The sequence below is a fragment of the Nocardia paucivorans NBRC 100373 genome, from assembly GCF_000308675.1.
Classification (GTDB): Bacteria; Actinomycetota; Actinomycetes; order Mycobacteriales; family Mycobacteriaceae; genus Nocardia; species Nocardia paucivorans.
The window spans coordinates 38,999-60,904 of sequence record NZ_BAGE01000030.1 but is presented as its reverse complement, the minus strand read 5'-3'; the positions used below and the strand labels follow the sequence as shown (position 1 = coordinate 60,904).

Annotated in this window: 4 protein-coding genes; all 4 read right to left on the bottom strand. The window is 64.8% G+C overall.

From position 1 onward, the window contains the following. Positions 1 to 65: 65 nt before the first annotated feature. A complete protein-coding gene (locus ON32_RS06385; RefSeq protein WP_040789535.1) occupies positions 66 to 17,081 on the bottom strand; it encodes a hypothetical protein in 17,016 nt (5,671 codons plus the stop codon). Positions 17,082 to 17,115: 34 nt separating this feature from the next. Continuing rightward, positions 17,116 to 18,900 carry a hypothetical protein gene (locus ON32_RS06380; protein WP_157224103.1) on the bottom strand — a complete coding sequence of 595 codons (1,785 nt, stop codon included), beginning with the start codon at positions 18,898 to 18,900 and terminating at the stop codon, positions 17,116 to 17,118. Positions 18,901 to 19,158: 258 nt separating this feature from the next. Continuing rightward, the gene (locus ON32_RS06375) at positions 19,159 to 20,295 is read right to left on the bottom strand and encodes an APA family fibronectin-binding glycoprotein (protein WP_157224102.1); all 1,137 of its coding nucleotides are present in this window, start codon (positions 20,293 to 20,295) and stop codon (positions 19,159 to 19,161) included. Further along, entirely contained in the window at positions 20,292 to 21,239 is a 948-nt protein-coding gene (locus tag ON32_RS26895; protein ID WP_157224101.1) for a DUF2306 domain-containing protein, read from the bottom strand. The genes ON32_RS06375 and ON32_RS26895 overlap by 4 nt, the downstream gene beginning before the upstream one ends. Positions 21,240 to 21,906 lie beyond the last annotated feature (667 nt).

Here is a 21,906-nt window from a genome sequence, read left to right as displayed (position 1 = left end):
GGTTCGGATCGCAGCCGATCGAGTTCACCGAGTGTTCCCGCCATGCGGACGAATTCGTTTCCGGATCAATCGTGTTTCCCACGGGGTTCCGCCGAGGAGATGTCGAACACCGATGGCGTGGACACTCGCGCGATGAACCGTCGCACATGATTCGACACCGCGGCGTCCTCCATGAGCGTCCGCCACCCGAACCACTGCCGGAAGTAGGTGGCGATGACCGTTTGCGCCTCGCGCGCGAGCCTTTCATAATCCATCAGGGCATACACATTGTGGGCATGTATTTCATCGATCTGCCGGTCGGGGTCGGCGAAAAGTTCCTTCCAGATCCCGGTCGATGCCCTGGCGTGGTCTTCACAATGCCCGATCGCTCTGTCGGCCAGGGTCGGTAAATCCTCGATACCCACTTCTTCGAGGGCTTTCTCGAGCGATTTCTGCACGATGGCACCGACCTGTTGATCGAGGGACATTCGCCATTCCAAGCCTCTTCTGCCACCGGCATGCAATGGCTTGAACGGTGCCGCCTTTACGTGGTATCCGTATGCTTCCAATACCGTTATGAATACACAGTCCTCGTTGTAGTGATGCGGAATCGGAGCCTGCCGCGCACCATTGCCGCTCAGCAGCAGGAAACCGCCGCCGATGGAGACCTTGGAGGCCCAGGTCTCCTCTCTTTCGATATCTTCGTAATCCAGGGCGAATCGATTGTTCCCACCGCGGCCGGCATCACGGTAGCCCAACTTCATCGCACTTCTGGCGTACTCGACATCGTAGACGTCCGGTCGGCCAACGAATTCGGCGCCCACGACACCGTCCGAAGATATCGGTTCCGCGAGAAGCCGTGCTATCGCCTCCGAATCGACTCGATACCTCTCCCCCCCGAAACTGCCGTCGATCAATCTCAAGTCATCGTCGAGAAAGAGGAGCTTGCTTTCCACAGGCGATGCGGATGCCGCGATGAAATGTACCAATGCTCTGACGCCGGCATAGTCCCACTTCGGCTTCCCCAGCTCTTTGAAAGCGTAGGCCGCATAGGATTTCGCCTCCGGGGAGGGCCAGGGCATATCGCGCAACAACTCACGACGCGCACTTTCATCGATATGAACGGTCCGGAAGGACATGCTCTGCAACGCGGAACGATTACGCACCCGGCTGACCCAGTTCACCGAATCGTCGTAGACGAACACCGTGTCCACAGTGGGAGCCACCGATGCGATATCGGAGAGGAGTGCGCTCAGGCGCTCGGGGCCGTCCTTGGTGCAGATGTGGATGGTGAACGACAGGTTGTCGTGTGGGGTGTCCTCGGTGATCGTCGGATCGGTGTCCCGGACATCCACCGCGGTGACCGGTGACGGCTCGAGCACAGTGGAAGCAGGTTCGATACGGGTGATTCGTGCGGGTCGGGCACCGTCGAGGACGAACTCTACGGTGCGATGTCCGGGCACCCCGGTGACCGCGATGGTGAGCTCCCCGGACCCGATGGTGGTCACCTCCGCGGTGAGCATTGCGGCGAAGAGGGGCGCGTCCGGTAACAAGGCGGCAAGGATCTCCCGTAGATCATCGGAACGTCCGCTTCCGCCCGGCTCCGGCGCCACCGGGAATCGCACCCGCACCGCGGTGGTGGCCGGTTCCTCCCCTATTTCCAGGTCGAGACCCCAACTCCCGGCACGCATATCGACGACCGCGCCGTCGTCGCTCCGATGGATACGTATCTCGATATCCATCACCCCGCAACGAACCATCAGCGCTTCCACGAGGAGGGCGAATCGCTCGAGGTGCTCTCGCCTGTCCGAGACGGCCTCCAGCAGCGACCGTGCACGGCGGGTGACCGTCCCGGCATCGGCGTCGATGGTGATCGGCACGGACACCGATTCCGTCACAGGGTCCGTGAATCCGGTGCGATCACGCTCGTCGTCGACAACGGGGTGGGCGAAATCGAGCAGTACCCGACACCGGGGGAATTGCTCTGTCATCCAGAGCGGCTGTTGCTCCTCGACCGAGATCCGGCAGTCCACTCCCGCCAGTGCCCGGTGCAACGCCGTCCGATTCGGCGGGGCCCCGAGCACGCTGTAATCCAACTGCGCGCGCAACCGGGGGTGACCATTCGTATCCTCGGTCATGGTCAGCACGATCGCCGCGTCGGCCTTGCCGTTCGGGGCCGGTTGCGCATCCACGGCATCGGGGGCGACCAGCTCCATCACCCGAAGCACACCGTCGATCACATCCCGCGTCACCCCCTGCCCGTCCCCACCGGGCAGCCGACGCCGGAGGGCTTCCGTCACGGCGATCGGGTTCCATGGTTGCGCGCCGGGTCGGATCACCAGCTGCCAACGGAAACCCGAGTATTTCTCCCGCATGTGATCGGCGTGTTCGCACGCCTCGTAGAAGGCGTCGAGAGGAGAGAAGTCGGGATCGGTTTCGAGTCGATGGACGAGTCGGCGGAGCAGGACCGCGTGATCGCGGCGCATATCACGATTACCGAGCAGCCAGCCGTCCGGGTAGCGGTGACCGCCGGCGGCATCCGGGTCGACGAACACCGCGCTGCCTCGCAGGTGCGCCGCGAATGCCGTGCGCACCGTCATACCGTCGCCGTCCGGGGCGCCCGAGCGCATGGCGCCGTAGACATCGATCAATCGCAATGCTTCGGGCAGGTAGTTGGCCCGGATACCGAGCCGGGCCAGGATACGACCGAATATCCGCTGTTCGCCGGCCCGTTTCGACATCAGGTCTTCGACCGCCAATCCGATGGCATCGACCACCATCTCGGGGCTCGACAGGTTGTGCAGATCCTCGCCCGCATTCCACTGACCGATACCACGACGCTCACCCGCCGCCACAGCCGCCTGCTGCTGTCGCAGATCGTCGGTGAATGCGGCGGCCTGCCGTTTCGTCGTCTCCACGAATGTGGTGGCCTCCACGGCCCGCACCATCTCCGCCACCACGGTTTCGTCGAAACCGTACAGCCGCGCCCGCGCCGCGAGGAGCTCGGCGGAGCGCCTCTCGTCGTGGCCGCCCGGGTTGTCGCTGCGACGACCGTGGCCGTAGACGGCATCGCTCCATGCGGCAGCGCACATGGCGTGCAGAATGTCCTCGGGCCCGCCGTTCTGGAACAGCCCGTTGCGCACGATGGCGCGCAGCCCCTCGGCGAGATCACCGTTGTGGTAGAAGGCACCGACCTGGTATTCGCGGAGTTCGAACGAACCGTACAGGTGGTTGGCCCGACCGATCCGCGGATCGCCGTAGAGCGTTCGGGCGGTGTACACCCCCTCGGCGATCAGCGCCACGGCACGCCGGATTCTCGGGTCTCCGGCCAGGGCTTCCTCGGTGAACGGTTTGCCGACGATACGTGATTGCGTGCGCAGGATATCGATGATCTCCGCGCTTTCGTCTTCCAGCACTCGCGCCGGAAACCGGGAGCGGGTGGGATGCAGTAGCGCATCCTTGATCGTCTGTGCGAGCTCGACATCCGCGGGCAGGTCCCGCTCCTGCGCCCAGGCGTACACGTCCGGCAGTCCGGCGACCCGCATACCGTCCTCGGCCCGCCATGCCCGCTCACGCAGCTCCTCGTGCGATATCGGATCGCGACGCTGCCCGTCCGGTCCCGTCCGCTCCCGGTACCGGACCGGCACCAGGCCCGGCCACCCCACCGATATGCGGAACCGACCCCATCCCAGGGACGGACGACCCGCACCGCGGCGAGGCAGGTGATCGGCCGGATATCCACCGACCATTCGCTGTCCCTCGTCGCTGTCCGGCGGCAACTCCACCCATTCCGGGTGTTCGGCCATCCGCCGGTACACCCATTCGGGCACCGACAGTTCGACCAGTCCCGTACCGAACGTGCCCTCCAAGGTCAGCGATACCGCGGCGGCGCCCACCACGACACCGTGCTCCCACAACAAGGCACCGAGCCCGCCGAATGCCTCCGGCCCGATCATCACGTCGTGCTCCGGTCGGTGCTCGTCTCGAGAACTTCGTGACTCCACACCTTTACCGTTGTCCGCCGGTCCGATCACGGCCGCGGACCGCCCGGGACGGACGGCCGAGGAGTCGGATGCGAGTTCCGATGCGGATACGGCTTCGCCATCGGTTCGGCGTGCGGCGGGTTCCGTTGTTTCGCCGCGCGGGTGGGCGTCAACGGTGCGATGCGCGCCGCCTCCACGCGACGACCATGGTGTGGCCCCGGGCGGCCCGGATCCGATGACCGATTGCGTGACCGCCCTGTTCTCGGACGACGAGCCCCCCACATCGCGAGTCCTCGGTATTGCCGACGACCCTGGCTCGTGGGCACGCGATTCTCGGTCCAACATATCGGTGAACCACTCGACGAAGTCCGTCTGCCGCATCGATATGCCACGCACATCGATGTCGTGCGGCAGGCGGATCGGTCGACCGAAGAGGAAGGTGAACGTGGCCACGAGGAAGGTCCGGATCGTCGCATCACTGCCCCGCGTCGTCAACGGCGCCTGGAAAAGCAGGTAGGCAACATTCGCCGCGCGCCGCGACAGGTCACCGGATACATCGGGTGGACGATGTCCGAACATATCGGCGAGTTCGGTCATGGCGGCGGCGAACATGGCTTCCCGGTTTTCGGACAGGGCCGTCTCGACGGTCTGCCTGACGGGGGTGAGGCAGGACAGAACGGTCCCGCCGACCCGGCTGCCGTCGGGCAATTCCACGATGTTCTGCAGCTCGTCCCCATCCGGCGCCTCCGCCTCCACCCGTGTCCGGATGATCTCACCTATCGCCTGGGAGGTCCGATATGCCGGCGTCACCGCGCCGAGAGACCGCTTCGCCAGGTCGGGGTCGGAACGGAATCCCTCGCGACGCGCATGGACGTTTCCGAAAATGTCGATATTGATGTGGTCGTAGTCGTCGAGGAGGGTACGGAAGGCCTCGGGATGGTCGTATTCGGTGCGTGCGACGGCGGGATCATGGTCGATGGCCCATACCTGGCGCAGATACCGCTGGTGCGATATCCAGCAATACAGTTGTGACAGCAGAACATGTCCTTCCACGGGCTCATCCGTCGAATCCCACCGCTCGGAGAGCCGATACAACCCTGTGTTGGCGATCTCTGCCTGCCATAGCGAGAACTCCCCCAAGGCCGCGATCTTCTCCGGATCGTTGGTTGTCATCCTCAGCTCCGGGACCGGGAAATGCGCGCCGCGAATCGGACCCGACCCGGCGAGTGGATGTGTGGGCGGCTCCTCTTCGAATCGCTCGTACCACTCGGGAGGCAATACCGATTCCTCCCCTTCGAGGTACACCTCCCACGCCTCGTCGTCCGCCTCGACGATCTCCGCCCGGTCCGCGTCGACCCTGTTCGTCACCGGTCGGTCTCCCCACGGAGTCCGGTGTGCCCTGGTACCGGACCGTGCATCACGGTGGGATTTCGTCGTCTCGGCCGGCGAAGCCGACCGCCGTACGGAGTGGCCATCGGACTCGCCGGCCACATCGTCCGGTTTGATCACACGAACCGTGTATCGGCCGTCGGATCCCATCGGAACGGCGTCGAGGGTGAACGATTCGTCGTTGTACAGGAAAGCGATGTCGGCGAAACCCGCCTGCGTGAGTCGATCCACGACCTCGCGGGGAACGCCATCGGAACGGAACAGTTCCACATCCGTATCGATGGTTGCCGCACCACCGGCTTTCAGTATGCGGAACAGTTCCCCCCACAATGCATCCGAGGAGTCGAGCAACCGCTCGTACCGGACGGTTCTCAGTGATACCGCATCGAGCGAACCATCCGGAATCACCTCGAGGTGATCGGGATCCACGACCGGGAGGTCTTCGTACACCATTGCGTATCCGACGTCTTCGAGTTGCCGGATAACGCTTCGGGCGTCCTTCAGTCGCCTCTCGATCTCCGTCAGATCGGCGACGAGTGCCGGATCGTGTGAACGCACCTTCTTCAGCGCCTCGCGCGTTTCCTCGAGGCCGACCTGTGACCGTTCGATTCGAGCATATCGAGAGGCCAACTCCATCAGCACATCCCGTACCGTCTCGTCCATGGGCCGCAGAGGTTCTATGCCGCCCTGTGCCGTGGGAGCGAAAACATAGCCTTCGAGGTTCTCCACGACCTCGCGGCCTTCCGGGGGGAAGAGGTGCAACAACGTGCCGTTCCAGTCGCTGACCAGGATCAGGCCGCGATAGTTCGTCAGTACGTAAACGTGCCCTTCCTCATCCACCAGAATGGTCGCGCCGTGTCCCAGGGAAACGAGATCGTCGGCCATCTCGAGGTGATCACCGTAATCAGTGGGGTAGGCACCCAATGCCGCGGCGATCTCGAAGGTCGGCACACCGAACCCGCTGACGTCGCGACCTATGAATCGAATTCCGTCGTTGCCGGTGAGTTGGTGCATGTCCATCACTGCGGCGGGCGCGCAGTAATCGTTCGTCTCGGACGGGTGGATGAACACCTGCCCCGGCAGGTGTTCATCCAGCTTCGTGTCCAGAAGTTTGCCGAGTCGGACATATTCGTCCGCCGCTCGCTTGCGCCGTTCGACGATCTCGGGCAACCGTGACGCCACCTCCGGCACCGAGCGTCGCAGCGCGGTGAGGCGCTCGTACTCGTTCGTGCAATAGAAATACTCCAGCACGGCCCGCTTGTGTTCACCGGCCAGCGTGTGCAACGCGGCAGACTTCCGTTCGAGGAGCTCACGCCGCTGCAACAGTCGACGCAGCTCGTCGGACGCTTGTGCCCACAGGCTTCTGTCATCCGATACGACCGAATCGACCCCTTCCTCGGCCGCGACCGCGGCAATTCGTTCCGAGACGATACCCAATGTGATATCGGTCGAATAGACTCCGCGAAACCTTCGCCCTAGCGACTCCGAATACCGATTCTCCGTGTGCGGACGCACGTGCGCACCGGCGTCGAGCGGGTGCAGCACATCGAAATCCGAGTCGAAAAGCACCGCGTAGGGGCTCTCGGTTTCCGTGGTCGGCACGAAGACATGCGGCGGGCCACTGTGCGGATCGATCTTGACCACTACGCCGTCGCAGACGGTCAGCACATAGGGCCGATCCCCCTCCCTGTCCACCACCAGTGCCGATGAAACCCGATCCTGCGGGTTCGCCAATCGGGCGGCCAGTGCGACGTGACTCGGCTGCATGACGACCCGGCCGGCCGTATTCGCCTGCAATTCCTGCGCGGACATGGATATCGAACCCGGCTCACCGATTTCGGAGACGATATCGCGACCGGCCAGATCGTTGACCACCCTTAATGCGGTGATGCCCTCGTTGAGGGGAACGGTCGGATCATGCCCGGACCGAACCCGATCGATCTCCTCCTCCAGGCGGGCCACCTCGGCTTCCCACCGGCGGTGTGCTCCATTGTCGGATCCACCGTTCGAGTCGGCTATACGCACGCCCACCGCGGCCCGCTTCACCATGGCCCGCAGCAGCTCGGAACGCAATACCGGATCGACGCCGTCCGCGTAGAACGAAAGAAGCCTCTCGAGGGGATATTCGCGACCGTCACCGACAGGTTTCACCACCGGAATCGGCCGAGTGACCGACTCCGGACCGTTATCCGTCGGTCCGTTCTTCGCCACATGGGTGAAACCCTCATTCGGCCCCGTACCGGTAGCGGGGTCGACACGCCATACCGCGATCGGATCGGACCCACCGAATACCCGCCCACCGTCCTCGACCATCGGCTCCTGCGTATCGGCCAACCACCGAACGAGGCGATCGATATATGCCTCACGGAAAAACTTGTCCCCCAATGCAATACGGAGAATCTGCCTGGCCGAACGCAATTTCTTCCGCGACGCCGTCCGTTCCTCGACGCCCTCGAGTCGCAGGCTGTACGCACCGATCCCGGCCGCGCCCTCCGCGGCAACGCTCGCCCCCTGCCGCGCATCGATCGATTCCCCCACCCGCAATGGAACCGTATCGGTGAGCAGATCGTCCGAACTCGTTCCGTGCGCCAAACGCACGAAATCCCGTTCCATCAGCTTCGCCCCCACGGTCAGGAGGGTGCCCAACGAGACGGTATCGAGCCGCGACATCCCGGTATCGTCGTGATCGGTCGCATACACCCCGTTACGGGCCGCGGCGAGCATCAGGACCGCGAAGAATCGGCCGGTGTGGTCCTCGATCTCATGAGAATCCGGGGTCGCGGCCACGATCGGCAGCTCCGCGACCACCCGAGCGAACTCGTAATACTCCGGGTTCAGCAGCGTACGTTTCTCTTCGGGAAACAACCCCGCCAAACGCAATTCGAGGGGAAGGTACTCGGCCGCATACCGGTCCACCATTTCCAGCTTGCCGATCGCCGCCATACGGGACTCGTGCCAGTACAGGAATGCCTCCGCCACCTTCCCGGCACGCTTCTCGGGCGCCAATTCGCCGAATCCCTCGGCGATCTCGGCGGCGAAAGCGTCGAACAACTCCGGCGTATCCTTCTCCGCCACCACCTGCCCGAATTGTCTCAGTACCACCCCTGAACTCTTCTTGTTCGCGCCTTGTTTCATCAATTCCCGGTATACGGCCGCAGGCGATACCGCACCGGGGAAGTCCGGGTAGTGCTCCGATACGAATGTCTCCTTGGTACTACGCACCAGCTCCATGTATCCGGCCAAACTCTCGGTCAGTCCACGCTTGATCTCGCTCGGATCGTCGGAGCCCTCGTGCAAGGCGATCCGGTCGTCGATCACCTCACGCCGCGCCGCGCCGAGTTCATCGTAGATTTCCTCACCGCACTGCCGTAACGCATTGGCAATCGGTGAGAGAATCCGGGCGAAGAACAGACCCCACGCCAATGTCGGTCCGTAGCCGGGTATATAGAAGCCCGCGATGGCGGCCGGAATTTCCGTGGCGGCTTCGACCAGCCCGGACCAGAAATACGGAAAGATGCCAGGAGGCTTCCGCGTCGCATCGGGTAGCGGATCGGGTAGCTCCGGCAAATTCTCGAGTAGCTCGGCGATTCTGATGAGCGCATCCCGGATCCCGTCGTTCCATTGCTTTTCCCGATACGCATTGTTTCGCTGCACCCGGGTGGCTCGTTCCCGGCCCTTGTACCGCTCGCCGACCGCGCCGAGCCGAGCGCGGAGGAACATCCAGAGCACACCACCGGCTCCCAGAAGACCGATCCAGGGGTTGCCGAATACCAGGCCGGCCAAAGTACCGACGGCCATCGAGCCCACGGGCTCCAACCAGCTCACCCGGAGTATGCGAGACATACTCGGCGACCGAACCGGGGATGCCTTCGTGCGCAATACGGCAGCTCCGAGCCCGTACTGTTCGATCTGTTCGGCCGCCTCCTGTGCCGCGGCGGACAGATGGTGCAGAAGCCGGGCGAGCTCGTTCAACTCGCCATCATCCGGCGCGTCCGGTCTGTCGAGGTATTTCCGTAGCTGCCGCGCCCACTGCAACGACTCCGCACGCAGTTCGGCGTACCGGTCGTACACCTCCTCACGACGCGCCACGGCCAGAGTCTGCTCCACCAGATCGCGGGGGGCCGCGTACATGGGCTGTATACGACTCGCCCGCAATCCTCGTAATATCCCCCTCGCCACGCGTCGACCGAAAATTTCGGCGAGCAGCGCAGGATTGATCGCCACACCGGCATCGATGAGGGCCAGGCTTCCCCCCACTCGTGCCGTGGCATCCACCAATGCTCCTCCGACATGTACCCGGAAAAAATCCTTCCCGTCGTTTCGATAGATGAACCATCGAGGGGCGGTATCGGCATTTTCCGCCTGCCTGATATGGAGGTAGGATTGACTTCGGCTCAAGGCCATGTACAGAGATCCGGTGGCACTTCCGATGGAATATCGCAATGTCTGCCCGGGATCACCGATAATTGCGGGAAGAATATTGGATCCGGATGCTATCAAGGACAGCCCATAGTGCACATGAAGTGGTGGTGCCGCTTCGAAGTGCAACATCATCGGTTTGCGGATCTTGAACGGGCCCCAGTGCCGTCGTATCGGATACTCGAGCCGGGGTGAGACAGCACGCAGTGCGGCGAGGCGCTCACGCTGCAGAAAGCGCGGCCCACGAGCGAATTCCAGCCGACGCAGAACCTCGCGGCGAAGATCGAAGAAATATCGCCGCTGCCGGTCCGTCCGAGGTTTCCACGCAAGCAACTCGTCGGCCGCGAGCAACACCACCGCATCCAGAACGGCGGCCCGGGTGGCCACCAGTTTCCCGTTCTCCCGCACATACCGTGGGTCCGTCGGCGTCACCTTCTCGAATCCGCGGTGGCGATGCACGACCTGAGCCAACGCGCGGGTGAGCGCCATCGTCACCGCGGACCCGATCTCCGGTGTGGACGCCGACCCCGACACCCGGATCTGCTCGGCCCACACCGATCGGCCATCCGGCGAACTCACCACGAGGCGGCGATGAACCGGATCGACCCGGATATCGAATCCGGCCGTGGTTCCATCGGTGAACGTCACCGTGACCGAACGGCACGCATTGTCGTTCCGAAGCGGGATCTCCTCGGTCCCGTCGACGGTACGGACCAAAACCGTCGTACCGTGGTCGACGGGTCCGTGCTCGGCGACGACCGTTGTGACATCCAGCAGTCGCAGCGCCCGGGCCGCCACCCCCACACCGGCACCGACCAGCTGCTGGGCCCGCTCCGGATCCGGGGCGGCCTGCGGCCATCGCGCCGCCTTCCACAATGCCGGATCCCGCCGGGTCGACACCTCGGCCACCTCACCGACCCAATCGCCCGCGACCGTCGACCTTCTCAACCGGACAATCACTTCGGTCACCTTCGGCCGACGACGTCCCACCACCGTCGGGTCGGGTTCGTATTCCATCTCCCACCCCGTATCGGGCTCGCCGCCGTTCATCCGATCCGGCCCGTCGTCCACCGAGCCGTCGGGCCTGCGTGCGAAGACCCGAAACGCGAAGGACCGCACACCGTCCTTCCGATCGGCGGCCGAAGTCACCTCTTCCCAATCCGGAAACCGCCGCAATATCGCCCCGGCCCGCCGGTCGAGCCCTCCGAACACATCCGCACCCGCCACGATCGCCCACACGAGATCGGCGGCGTCGGTCGACTCCGCCGTCCCGTGCAGCAGCACCGCTTTCGGAGAGCCACTACTCGTCGTCACCGACGCCACCGGTTTCTCGGCGACCTGTCGGCGCTCGGCCCGATCGGACTTCGAACCGACGGACTCCGCTTCGCCCCCGCGCCGTGACGCCACTGCCCTGAGCTCTGGAAATGCCTCGACGCACTCATCGATGCTCACGCTGCCATCGGAGTATCTGTCGAGATACGTACCCACCGTCTCCAGCGATGGCACGACCCGTCCCGACTCTTGGTCGTCCATCGCGCCGAGGGTCGTCCGTACCGCCGTCGCCGCCTCGAACAGCGTCTCACCGGACCTTTGCCGAAGATATTTCAGATATTCCCCGACACTCCGATATCCCTCCGGGTACCGCGGCGCCCCGGGCGCCAATGCCCGCAGATATGTCTCGACCTCTTCCGCCGAAGATTTCGTGACCCCCGACTCGACCCGCTCCACCGCCCCCGGTGCCCACCCGCCCCGGTCGGCGATGACCCCCGACTCCAGTCCGGCATCGATACGCAATGCCGCAAGAGCCACCCCCACTTCACCACCGTCACCTCCGCGGGCCACCGCCCCCATCCGTGCCTGTGCCGCCACCGAGGCCGGCAACAACGACGCCAGTCCCCGCAGATACCAGGACACGTTCTCCTGCGACAGCCGCACCTGTTTCCGGGTCTTCCCGTCACCCTCCCCCTGCCATCCGGTCTCCCACCCGTCGAGCTCGGTCACCGACAGGCCCAGCCGTGCCGCCAGTTCCTCGGCCCCCACCCGGGCCCGCTCCCGAATCGACCGCAGATTCACGCCGATCCGCGGTGACGCGTCCGTCAGGTCGGGGAAGAAATCCGTGGCGAGTGCCGAATAGCACCCTCGGGCACCTGGGATATGCCGCAGCAGAGCCCGTACCCGACCGATATTCGGATTCGTCCGCTTGCTTTCCTCGCCTTGCCGCGCGTCGCTTCGGGCGGGGACGAGGCCATCCATCCGTAGCCGCCGCTCGAGCAACCTCGAGGTGGAGCGCGGCCCCTGGTAAAGCAGGTTATCGGCGCCGAGTTCGTGCCCCCATGGATGAAAACCCGGGCCGACCACCCGCTCGGCCACCTCGATCGCGATCCTGTCGTTCGCATCCACCTGCATGCTGACCAACGATTCGGATCGGTTCAGGAGAAACTCGTTCAGCATCGCATCCGCCGTGTCGAAGCCACGCGCGCTCCGGTCCACCACCATCGCGGTGATATGAACGTTGGGCTCCTCGAACCGGACGTGCGATATCTCCCGATTCTCCGAATCCGGGGACGTTTGCATACCCGCATACGTCCCATCGAATTCCTGCTTCCGTTGTCCGAGGCAGAATCCGACGAGCCGCCCGCCCGGTCCGCCCAGCTCGGCGACCGCCGCTGCCCATCGGCTCTCCGGCTCCGCCCACGAATCGAGGCCGAGCCGATCCGGATCACCATCCGGATGCAAATCGACCAGGGAAGACGCCAGATCGCTGAGTTCCGGTCCCGTCACATATCGGACGACGATGTCGTCCCGATATTCATCGGGCGAACTCCGACGCCCGACCGCAACCCGCCTCCTCTCCACCTCGGGCAGCCGCGGCGGCGGATCGTTCACATCGTCGTTCGGCCCGGATCGCGCCTCACCACGTTGCGCAGAATGGGGTTCGTCCGAGAGACGACTGCCGATGACCTCCCGAACATCCCCCGTGCGAACCGATTCGACGAGGGGCACGACAACGGAGTGATAATCGGCGCTGAAGGGACCCAGCAGATAACCGATACGTTCCCTGGCGAATCCATGGCGGGACGCCGCCCTACCGACGCTCGTACGGGCTGCCGCGTCCGCCTCGAAAAGCTCAGCGTTTTCCCTTGGTAGAGCATTCGATTCGTCGAGTGCGGGCTCGGTACCATAGGAAGCGGTCCGGTTTTCCCGGATATCGGTCATGTCATTGCCGATCGCGGCGACCATGTCCGACTCCGAATGTTTCCCCGGCCGTGATCGCTGCGAAATCGCGCCGGGTGTTTCCGGCACGCGCGTTCTCCCGTCGACGGGATCCGGGGCGAGATCGATCGGGACGATGGGCTCGGGACGGAGTGCCCCGGACGCGGGAGTCCTCTCATCCGAGGTCGCCCGCGGACTCTCGACAGGTTCCACCGGAACAGCCGCCGCCGTGGTGACCGGGACACTCGGTGCCGCGATATCGGTCGTTTCTCCGATATCCGATACCGGATCGTCCACCTGCGCCGCATTCGATATCGCGGCGCGTGGCAGCCAGTGTGCGCCGAAGAGCTCCGATACGGGGTCGGCACCGATTTCGGCCGGTGTCGAGGTATCCGCGTCGTCGGAGGCATCCACCACATTCGCCGCGCGCAGAAAGGCGGATTTTCGGCTGCGCAAGGCCTCTTCCTGCAGTATGTCCACCAGTTCGACGATGTCGTCTTCGGCGCGGTCCAGTGCCGCACGGTGGTCGTCGCCGGGTTCGGCCCGATACGCGGCCTCGGCGTCCCGGTATCGGGTGATGACCAGTTGGGCGAGTGGATGGTCGGGCCGATCGAATACCGCGTCGTCGAAGGCGAGGTATTCGTGTACCCGACCGCGTTGACCGTTTCGGGCGACCCGGTTTCGGGCCTGGATGTCCACATCCTCCGACAGCGGAGAACGACCGTAGAGGTGCGCGACGATGCCACCGGCCCGGGATATGGCGTCCGTGACCTTGTAGTCGTTACCGCGGGCGCCCTGCATGTTGATGATGGTGATCGTTCCCGGCTCGCCCGCGCTCTCCACGATCTCGTGCAGGCGATCCTCCCAGTCGACTCCCTGCTCGAGAATCCATTTCGCATCCACGACGCGGATCGAGGCATCCGGTAGCTGTTTGCTCAGCTCGGTGTGGATCCGGTCGACATCGCTGTTGCGCTGGGCCGGCACGAGTTGCGGCAGGTTCTCGTCGCGATGGATGCGAACGAGGTTTTCCACCAGGTTGATCAGCTTGCCTTGTTGGTCCTCCGCGACGATGGCTCCGCCGTACTCGAGGCGGTGTTCTTTGGTACGGGGAATCGCGACCGCTTCCCCGGTCCCGTATACCTGCGAGAGCACATCGGCCACATTCCGCACTGTTCCGGAGGTACCGGTGAGTGACTCGACACGCCGCTGCAACACCTCGCGCAGGGTGACGCTCGTAGCGGTATCCGAATTGCCGTGGACAACGAAATCGTGTCTCAGACCGAGAGATTCGTATTTCTTGATCATGGCGGCCTCGATGGCGGGGGCGATATCGTGCCACCGGCTCTCCAACGCCGTCCGAGGGTCGCGCATGACCTTGTGGGAAACCTGGTCGATGATCACCGGCCGTCCGTCGTGCATCACGAAATGGTCGCCTTCGACGAAATCTCCCAGCGCGACCGCGGCGGCAGCATTGATCCGCTTCACATCGTCGTCGGACAGTCGGCCGTCCCACAGCCGGCGGGCCTTCTCCAGTCCCTCGTCGGTCAGGCGGGCGGGCGAGCGGGGCCGGGTCGGGTCACGTCCGAAATCGGCTTCCGTCAACGCACCCGAAGCCAACTTCTCGTCGACGAAATCGCGTGCCGCGACAACGGCCTGCCTCATCTCCGCGTCGGCGGGCGCCACCGCACCATCGCTGAGCACATAGAGCGGGTTCATGTAGAACAGCGCCGCGTCGATCTCATCGATCGTGCCCACCGTGAAGGTCAGCTCGCCCAGATTGCCACGCAGTTCGGCGAAACCCAGCGCGTCCTGGGTGGTGATGTACACGGTGGGCCGGCCGTTCTCCGGCAGCGGCACCGGTCGATCCGGGTCTATCCGCACGAACGTCACACCGGAGTCACCGAATATCGCGGAGCTTTCGGCGAATGCCTCGTAGGCCAGTGGATCGGAGCTGGTGACCAGCAATGCCGGTCCACGGTGTATCGCCGACCAGACATTGTGCACCGCCGCGGTGAGCGTTTTACCGCTGCCGGGAACCATTTCCGGTACCAGCCCCTCGCGCATGGCCAGCACACCCATCAGCTGTTCTCGATACAGCAGCTTGCCAGTGCGTCGCCGGACCGTTTCGATCGCCGCGAGAAGTGACTCGTGTTCGGTGCCGTTGAGCAACATATCCCGCAGCGCCGACTCGGATATGTTCTCCGGTCGCGACTCCTCCGGCACGGAGGAGTCCGAACGGGCGTGGTAGTCGTCCAGGATGTCCTGGGCCGCATCCTGTAATCGTTGCTGTGTGGGGGTGAGCTGCTCCTGCTCCTGTGTGCGGACGGCACCTTCGAATTCCGAGGCCCCCAGTTCGGCCACGACCCCGCCCGCTGCCCAGTGATCCGTACCGGGCACCGGATGCAGGTCCACCACCATCGGTGCGTCCGACTCCGGTTCCGAGGACGACCACGCGGCCTTCTCGTCGGCCTCGAACCTCGACGGCTCCGCCGACCCGAGCTCCCGAACCCGCGAATGACCCGGCTCATCCGGCACCACCTCCACGACCCGAGGTGGTTCCTTCGCCTGCTCCACCGTCGCGACCGCCCAACCGTCCGGACCATCGGATACCTGTTCGAGAACCAAGGGTGGTTCGTGTGCGGCGGCCTCGGGTCCCGGGCGAACGGTGACATCGGCGGGCTCGGTCGGCCCCGGTTCCGCCACCCAATGTCCGCGCTCACCCGCGACACCGGGCACCCATCTCTTCCGCAGCACCGGCTCGAACGTCTCCGCCGCGGGCCCTCTCCTTTCGGTTCCACCCCCCACCGAGGCGGTGCGCTCGGTCACGGTCACCCTGCCCGGATCGACCACACCGGATGCGGAAACAGCCGTTGACCCGCTCGTCGCCGCGCCCTTCGCGCCCGTGTCCTTCGCGGATACCGACACCTCGACGGGTGCGGTCGACATCGGTCGTCCGCTCGTCGCTTCGACAGCACCGGTTCGTGGGTCGGCTGCCTCGGTCGGCCCGATGTTCTCAGTGTTCTCCTTCGAGGAGCTCTCCTCCGAAACGCTCTCCGTCGCAAGAGCGGGATCCGATTCGATGCCGAGCGTCGCCTCGGAGTCGAAGTGCCGGAGCGGATCCGATGCCATGAGTGGCGAGATTCCGTTCGGGCCCGGAATCGAAGGCAAGGGGCCGACTTCGCGATTCGCCGACACGACGGTGTGTCCCCGAATGTGCGCCGCCGCCTCGGCGATCCCGAGCAGTACATTGCTGCCGACCTCCGCCCACGTCAGCGAGAACTGGTCGGTCATGGCGTAGCCCCCGAGCGCACCGCCGACGGCGCCACCGAGCCCACCCGCCACGGCGACCACCGAACCCCCCACCAGGAGCGACGACCTACCGGGTGGCAACCGCTGCACACGGGACAGTACCGACCCCGCCATCCCGGCTCCCAGTGCACCACCGACCGCTGCTCCGGCCCCGGCCACCGTCGCGACCTCCACCGACTTCCAATCCATGCGGTCGCGGCTGCCCTGAGCCACCTGCCAGGCCTGGATCCCGGCATCGACACCGCCGGCGAAGACGGCGAAACCACCCACCTGGATCGCCGACAGAGCGGCGCGTTCGGCAGCCGCCGCAGCCCCTTGGCCGGCGCGCCTGCCCACGAATTCCGCCCACCGAGCCAAGTGCTTTGCCCTGGCCTGGGACAAGAGCTGGAACGCCCTGATGGGATGCCAACCTCCGGCAACCAGAATCTGGTACACCGTCATGAGACCGAAGGCGACCATCGAGGCCACCTCTTTCACGGTGTCGGCATTGAATTGTCCGGTGCTTTCGGCCAACCGGCGGCAGAACTCTCCGGAACCGGCCGTGGCCTCGGACAACTGCCGCGCGGCACCCGCGATCTGGTCGTGCAGCTCCTCCCGAACACAGTCCGGGAGCGCGGCGATCTCGGCATCGAGGCGCTCGGCCGCGCGTGCGAGCCCGGCGGCAGCCTGTTCGAAGGCCGCCCCGACCCGCTCACCACTTTCGGTGTCGGCCGTCGGCACCTCCGCGCCGAACACGACAACCTGAATCGGCGCCGGCAACTCCGCCAACCACTGCGATGGCGTCGTCATGGCAGATCTCGCCCCTGCGTCCCGTACACCCCGTTCAGGCCGATGCCGCCGGCCGCTGTCGAGAACGCCGATCCGTGCGCTGCATCCGATTCGCGTTCTTCACGGTATCCGCGGTATCGATGAGCAGGCGACACAGCGTCTTCGCCGGCTCGACTGCCTTGTCACCGTTGAGCATCACCTCGGTGAAGGCATCCACCAGGGCTGCCGCCGGATCGAAGACACCCTTGTCGAAGCTGCCCCCGCTCAACTGGTCCCGCCAGCGGCGATAACCGGCCACCACACGGGTCAGTCTCATCTTCCGGTATTCGGTGTCCGCGCCCAGGTATTCGGCGATCAAGGTCCGTTGCGCTCGGCCACGAGCCTTCAGGTCACCGGCACGATCGATGGCGCGACCGAACTCTCGAACCGTGGCCTCGTACACCACGCGTGCCCTCGCACCCGCAACCGTGGCCTCCGAACGGTGGGGGTTTCGCAGGACCTCGGCGAGTCCATCGGGGTTCGTCACTGCCTCCTCGTCGACGGTGACGGTCCATTCCGAGAGCGCCGACCCCGCGCCCGGTTCCGGCCTCCGGGAAGCGACGCGAACGAGCTCGCCCCCGGGCACATCGCCGAGCTCGATATCGCGGACGGTGATCACCGGGTATCTGGTGAGCACGTCATCGATAGCCGTGAAAACCTCACCGACGACGGTCTCGTCGAGATCACGGTTGTCGAATCCGACCACCGCCATACCGTGGCGTTCCCGCAATCTTCGTGCGAGCCACACAAGGCTGCTCTCGACGCGGGGCCCGGACGCCGAACCCACCGCAACCACCGGCCGGCCGCCGTCGGCCGGCCGGCGCACCGTCGACGGTCCGTCCTTCTTCGTGGACCTGCCATCCTCCCGGCGGGCGGATGCGGGAGCGGGTGACGATTGCCCGGGCGACGAACCGAAAGGGTCCGTATTTCCCGCACCCGGGAGGCTCGGCGGTTTCCGATCTCCCGCGGCACCGATCGTGGAGGGCACGGCACCGCGGGGTGGGCCGGCGGGGTCGGCGATACCGCCCCGCCCGGGTCCGGCCGGCGAACCATTGCGGGCGGCGGACGGTTCACGAGTCGCACGCGCATCGTCTCGGGGAAATCGACCACGGTGCGAAGACCGCTGTTCGTTGCGACCGTCGACAGGACCGACACCCTGGTGCCCCTCGTCCGTGGGGGATGGCGGACCCTCCCCCACCCGGTCGGCTCGGTCCTCGCCGGATGCGGGTGCATCGCCATCGAACTCCGTACCCGTCCCTCCACGTGCCGGGTTCGCGCCGGAGACCGAGGGAACCACGGGGGTCGAAGACGTGGACGCGGTGGTAGAGGTCGGTGCCGTGGCGGTCGGTGTTTCGACGACCCGCGGTCCGTCCACCGGTGGAAAGACACCGTCCACCGGTGGAAAGACACCGTCCACCGGTGGAAAGACACCATCCACCGGTGGAAAGACACCATCACCGGGCGGACGGTGCCCGGAGAGGACGGTGAGCTTCGTGTTCTCCATTCGGGTGTGGGCCGTCTGTTCCGCGGCCACCACCGCATCGACGGTCCCCGATATTTGGGCACCGAACCCGTGCAGCGCAGCGGCGATATCCCGAACCGCGGCGAGCACCTTGTCCACATCCGGTTCATAGGTTCGGGCGAACGCCTCACCGGATTCGTCCTCGCCCCACCATCGTCCCTCCGCGGCCAACGTCACCTGCAGCTGTGTCATCACCTGCCGAACCTCGTCACCGATCTGCCGAAACGCTGCGGCACGAGCCCGGAGACGCTCCGGGTCGATCCACAACGCTCGGCTCACACCGCTCTCCTGTCCGATCTCTTCGGCGGTGGAGAACTCACCGCTTCCCATGCATTGTCGGCCGCTGCCGATGGCGGGATAAGACGTAAATCGCCGGTCGTGGACACGATCTTCCCCGAGCGTCGAACGGATCCGCCGAAATCGCCGGTGCAAGCGGAACGAGGACAAAGGAAATGGTCACGTGGCCATCCGACGAGTGGTTCCGGCATCGGTGAAATCACCGGTCCGAAGACACGACAGAACACGGCCCGAGCCCGGTCACCCCTCGTCACGGGATATCGGCTCGTGGTCGTGGAACAAACCGGATATCTGCGTCAGATCCGTCGGTCGAGGCAGGTCGGGTGAAGGTACGTGCTCGGACCTCGGCGGCAGGGTGATGGGACGCAGTGAGCGCGCAAGGTTTTCCGCGTCCTCGATATCGATCGGTGCGCCGGAATCACTCAGCCATCCGACGAACCAGGATCGCGTTCCGGCCCGGACCACGGCGATGTAGACCTCTCCTGTCACCGCACCGACATCCGAATCGAAGACGAGGCGGAAGAAGCTCGAACGACCGTATGTCCCCGGGCCGCGCAGAACACGCGTCTCGGTATCGACGCACCGCCCGGGCGCCACATAGACGGCCTTCAGGTAGTCGGTCAGGCGATCGATCACCCGGGCGTCGTCGCGTTCGACGCATTCGGTCTCGGGATACCCGCCGACGAGAATCAGCCCCGGCAGGTACCGATGGCAGAGCACCGTGACCCCCTTCGATCGTGGCGGTGGCGTGCTCGGGGTCCATCCGTACGGGGGAACGAAGCCGATCCGGGCTTCCATATCGACGATCCGACGAGGGATACGCGGTCTGCGTGTGAAGAGCCAGAGGTAGTGGCGGACTTTCGGGAAAGGTCGAATTCCGCCCCGCGCATCCGAGAACGGTGTCCCCTGTCGGGATTCTCGTAGGCGTATCCACGCGGTCCACGACAACGGATGATCGGAGCCGAGATATCGGACACCATCGATCAGTGCGCTCTCGTACAGATCGAGTGCGCTGCAGTGGTCACGGGCGGACCAGTAGGCGTCGGCGAGGGCGATTCGCGCGGCAAGCGCCCGAGGATCGCTCGGAACGTCGTGGCCTGCGGCGATCTCCCGGTCGCTCGAAGCGATATCCCGCGCCGCGGCCGATATGCCCGAACAGCTGAGCTCGGCGATATGCGATCGCCGTTGCAGCAGAGCTGCCCCGAGCCATACGCTCCAGGAGACGACGCCGAGAACGCAGAACCACCACCATGGCGCCGCACCACGCGGGCCCGCAATCCCGATCGCCGCTGCCACGATCGTAATCCCCGCGCTCGTCTTCGCGACTCGCCCCCAGAACCGGCCTGCCTGCACATTTCCCAGCGTGGGTAACCTCATGCGCCCTCGACCTCCATTCGGTCGAGTGACATCGCCTGCTCGGCACGGGGGCGATCCAGGGCCTGCCACGCATTCGCCACATACCGCACGCCCAGTGCGAACGATACAGTGATGGGAAGAGCCGGACCGATCATGGCGCCGGCGGCGAAACCGTCCATATTGTCGTAGTGGGCATCGCGGACGATGCCGACGAACGCGGCGGCCGCGGAAGCCGATGCGGCACCGGTCATCATCCACCGCCACAGTCGTTCTCGCGACAGGAGGCCGGCGCGACGCGCCCGAGCAACCCCGACCGCACAGATCAGCAGATACACCCAGGCCGGCACCAGGTGAACACTCAGCAGATCGGTGCGTCCCATGGCGAGCAGCGGTCGGTGATACGTCGCGAAAAGGAACGAACCGATCACCGCCGTCGCGACCAGAACCACGTATATCGCCGGACCGCATTGCTGCTCGTCGTCGTGTTCACGGCTACGAACGGTCAGCATGAAAGCCACGGCCCCACCGGCCGGCGCGATTACTCCGAGCATGATCGACCCGGCACCGAGATTTGTCAGCAGATGGTATTCCGGCCGTAACGGTGCCAGGATAATCCACAATATCCGTAGCAGCGGTGCGGTCATCATCAACGCTGTATGGAATCCCATCCAGGCCCGGTGGGTGAGGATATCGCCGTGTCGGATCGCCCGAAGCGCCAATCCACCTGTGCACAATGTTGCCAGAGCAAGCGTCCACAGTTGCAGATCGAATGCGGTGAAGCCCGGATAATCGGCGGGCGGGCGTAGCAGCAGAAAAGTGATGGCCGCCCCCATACTTGCGGCCATCAGTACGAAGTACACCCGGCCGGTCCACCGGTGCACGGTCGGTCGCCGGGTCCTTATGGTATGCGACATCTGCGGCCATATCAGCGTCAGGGCCAGCGCACCGAGGGAGGTGTGCAGCAATATCAAAACCGGGTGAGCAGCGTAGTCATCGGCACGTACCCACTCGACCGAATATTGTCCGACCGCATATTCCCGACCGGCGACGAGACCGGTGACGGCATCGTGCAGCCGCGGTGTCTCCGACGCGAAAAGATGCCATGCATAGCCGAATGCCAATGGTGCGTATAGCAGTCCGACTGCGGCGATACACCAGTACAGCGTGCGGCGAACTCCATTACGTTGTGCTGTCTGGAAAACAAAGATCTCCGGTACCGCCATTTTCCCAATCGAATCGTGATCTACACCGACGCGCTCGACGCCGACGGCACACCGGTGACCGCCACCGCCGGGCCCTACATGGCGGGAATTCCTCGGTGAATTCATCGGAGTGGAGAACAGCGCCGATCACGGAGCACCGAAGGACAGCACTGTGGAAACCGCATCCGGTATCACTGTCCTGCGCGCATCCTGCCCCGGGTCCGGCGTGCACAACCGGACACCGATTCCGGAGGCTAATCGATATGTGGTACTCCCGAATCAGGTGAACAACCGGTCAGTGCACGGAGTATCCGACGACCACGACGACGGGGAGCCGCAGAAAAGGCACATGCGTTGTGTCGGGGCGGTTCCACCGAATTCGATCGGCCTGTGGCCGGTCCGGATCGGGCGATGGCCACATGCTGCCGGT

Excerpts from the sequence above, each read along its gene's own strand:
- ON32_RS06385 (WP_040789535.1), bottom strand. The coding sequence starts at position 17,081 with ATGACGACGCCATCGCAGTGGTTGGCGGAGTTGCCGGCGCCGATTCAG.
- ON32_RS06375 (WP_157224102.1), bottom strand. The coding sequence starts at position 20,295 with ATGAGGTTACCCACGCTGGGAAATGTGCAGGCAGGCCGGTTCTGGGGG.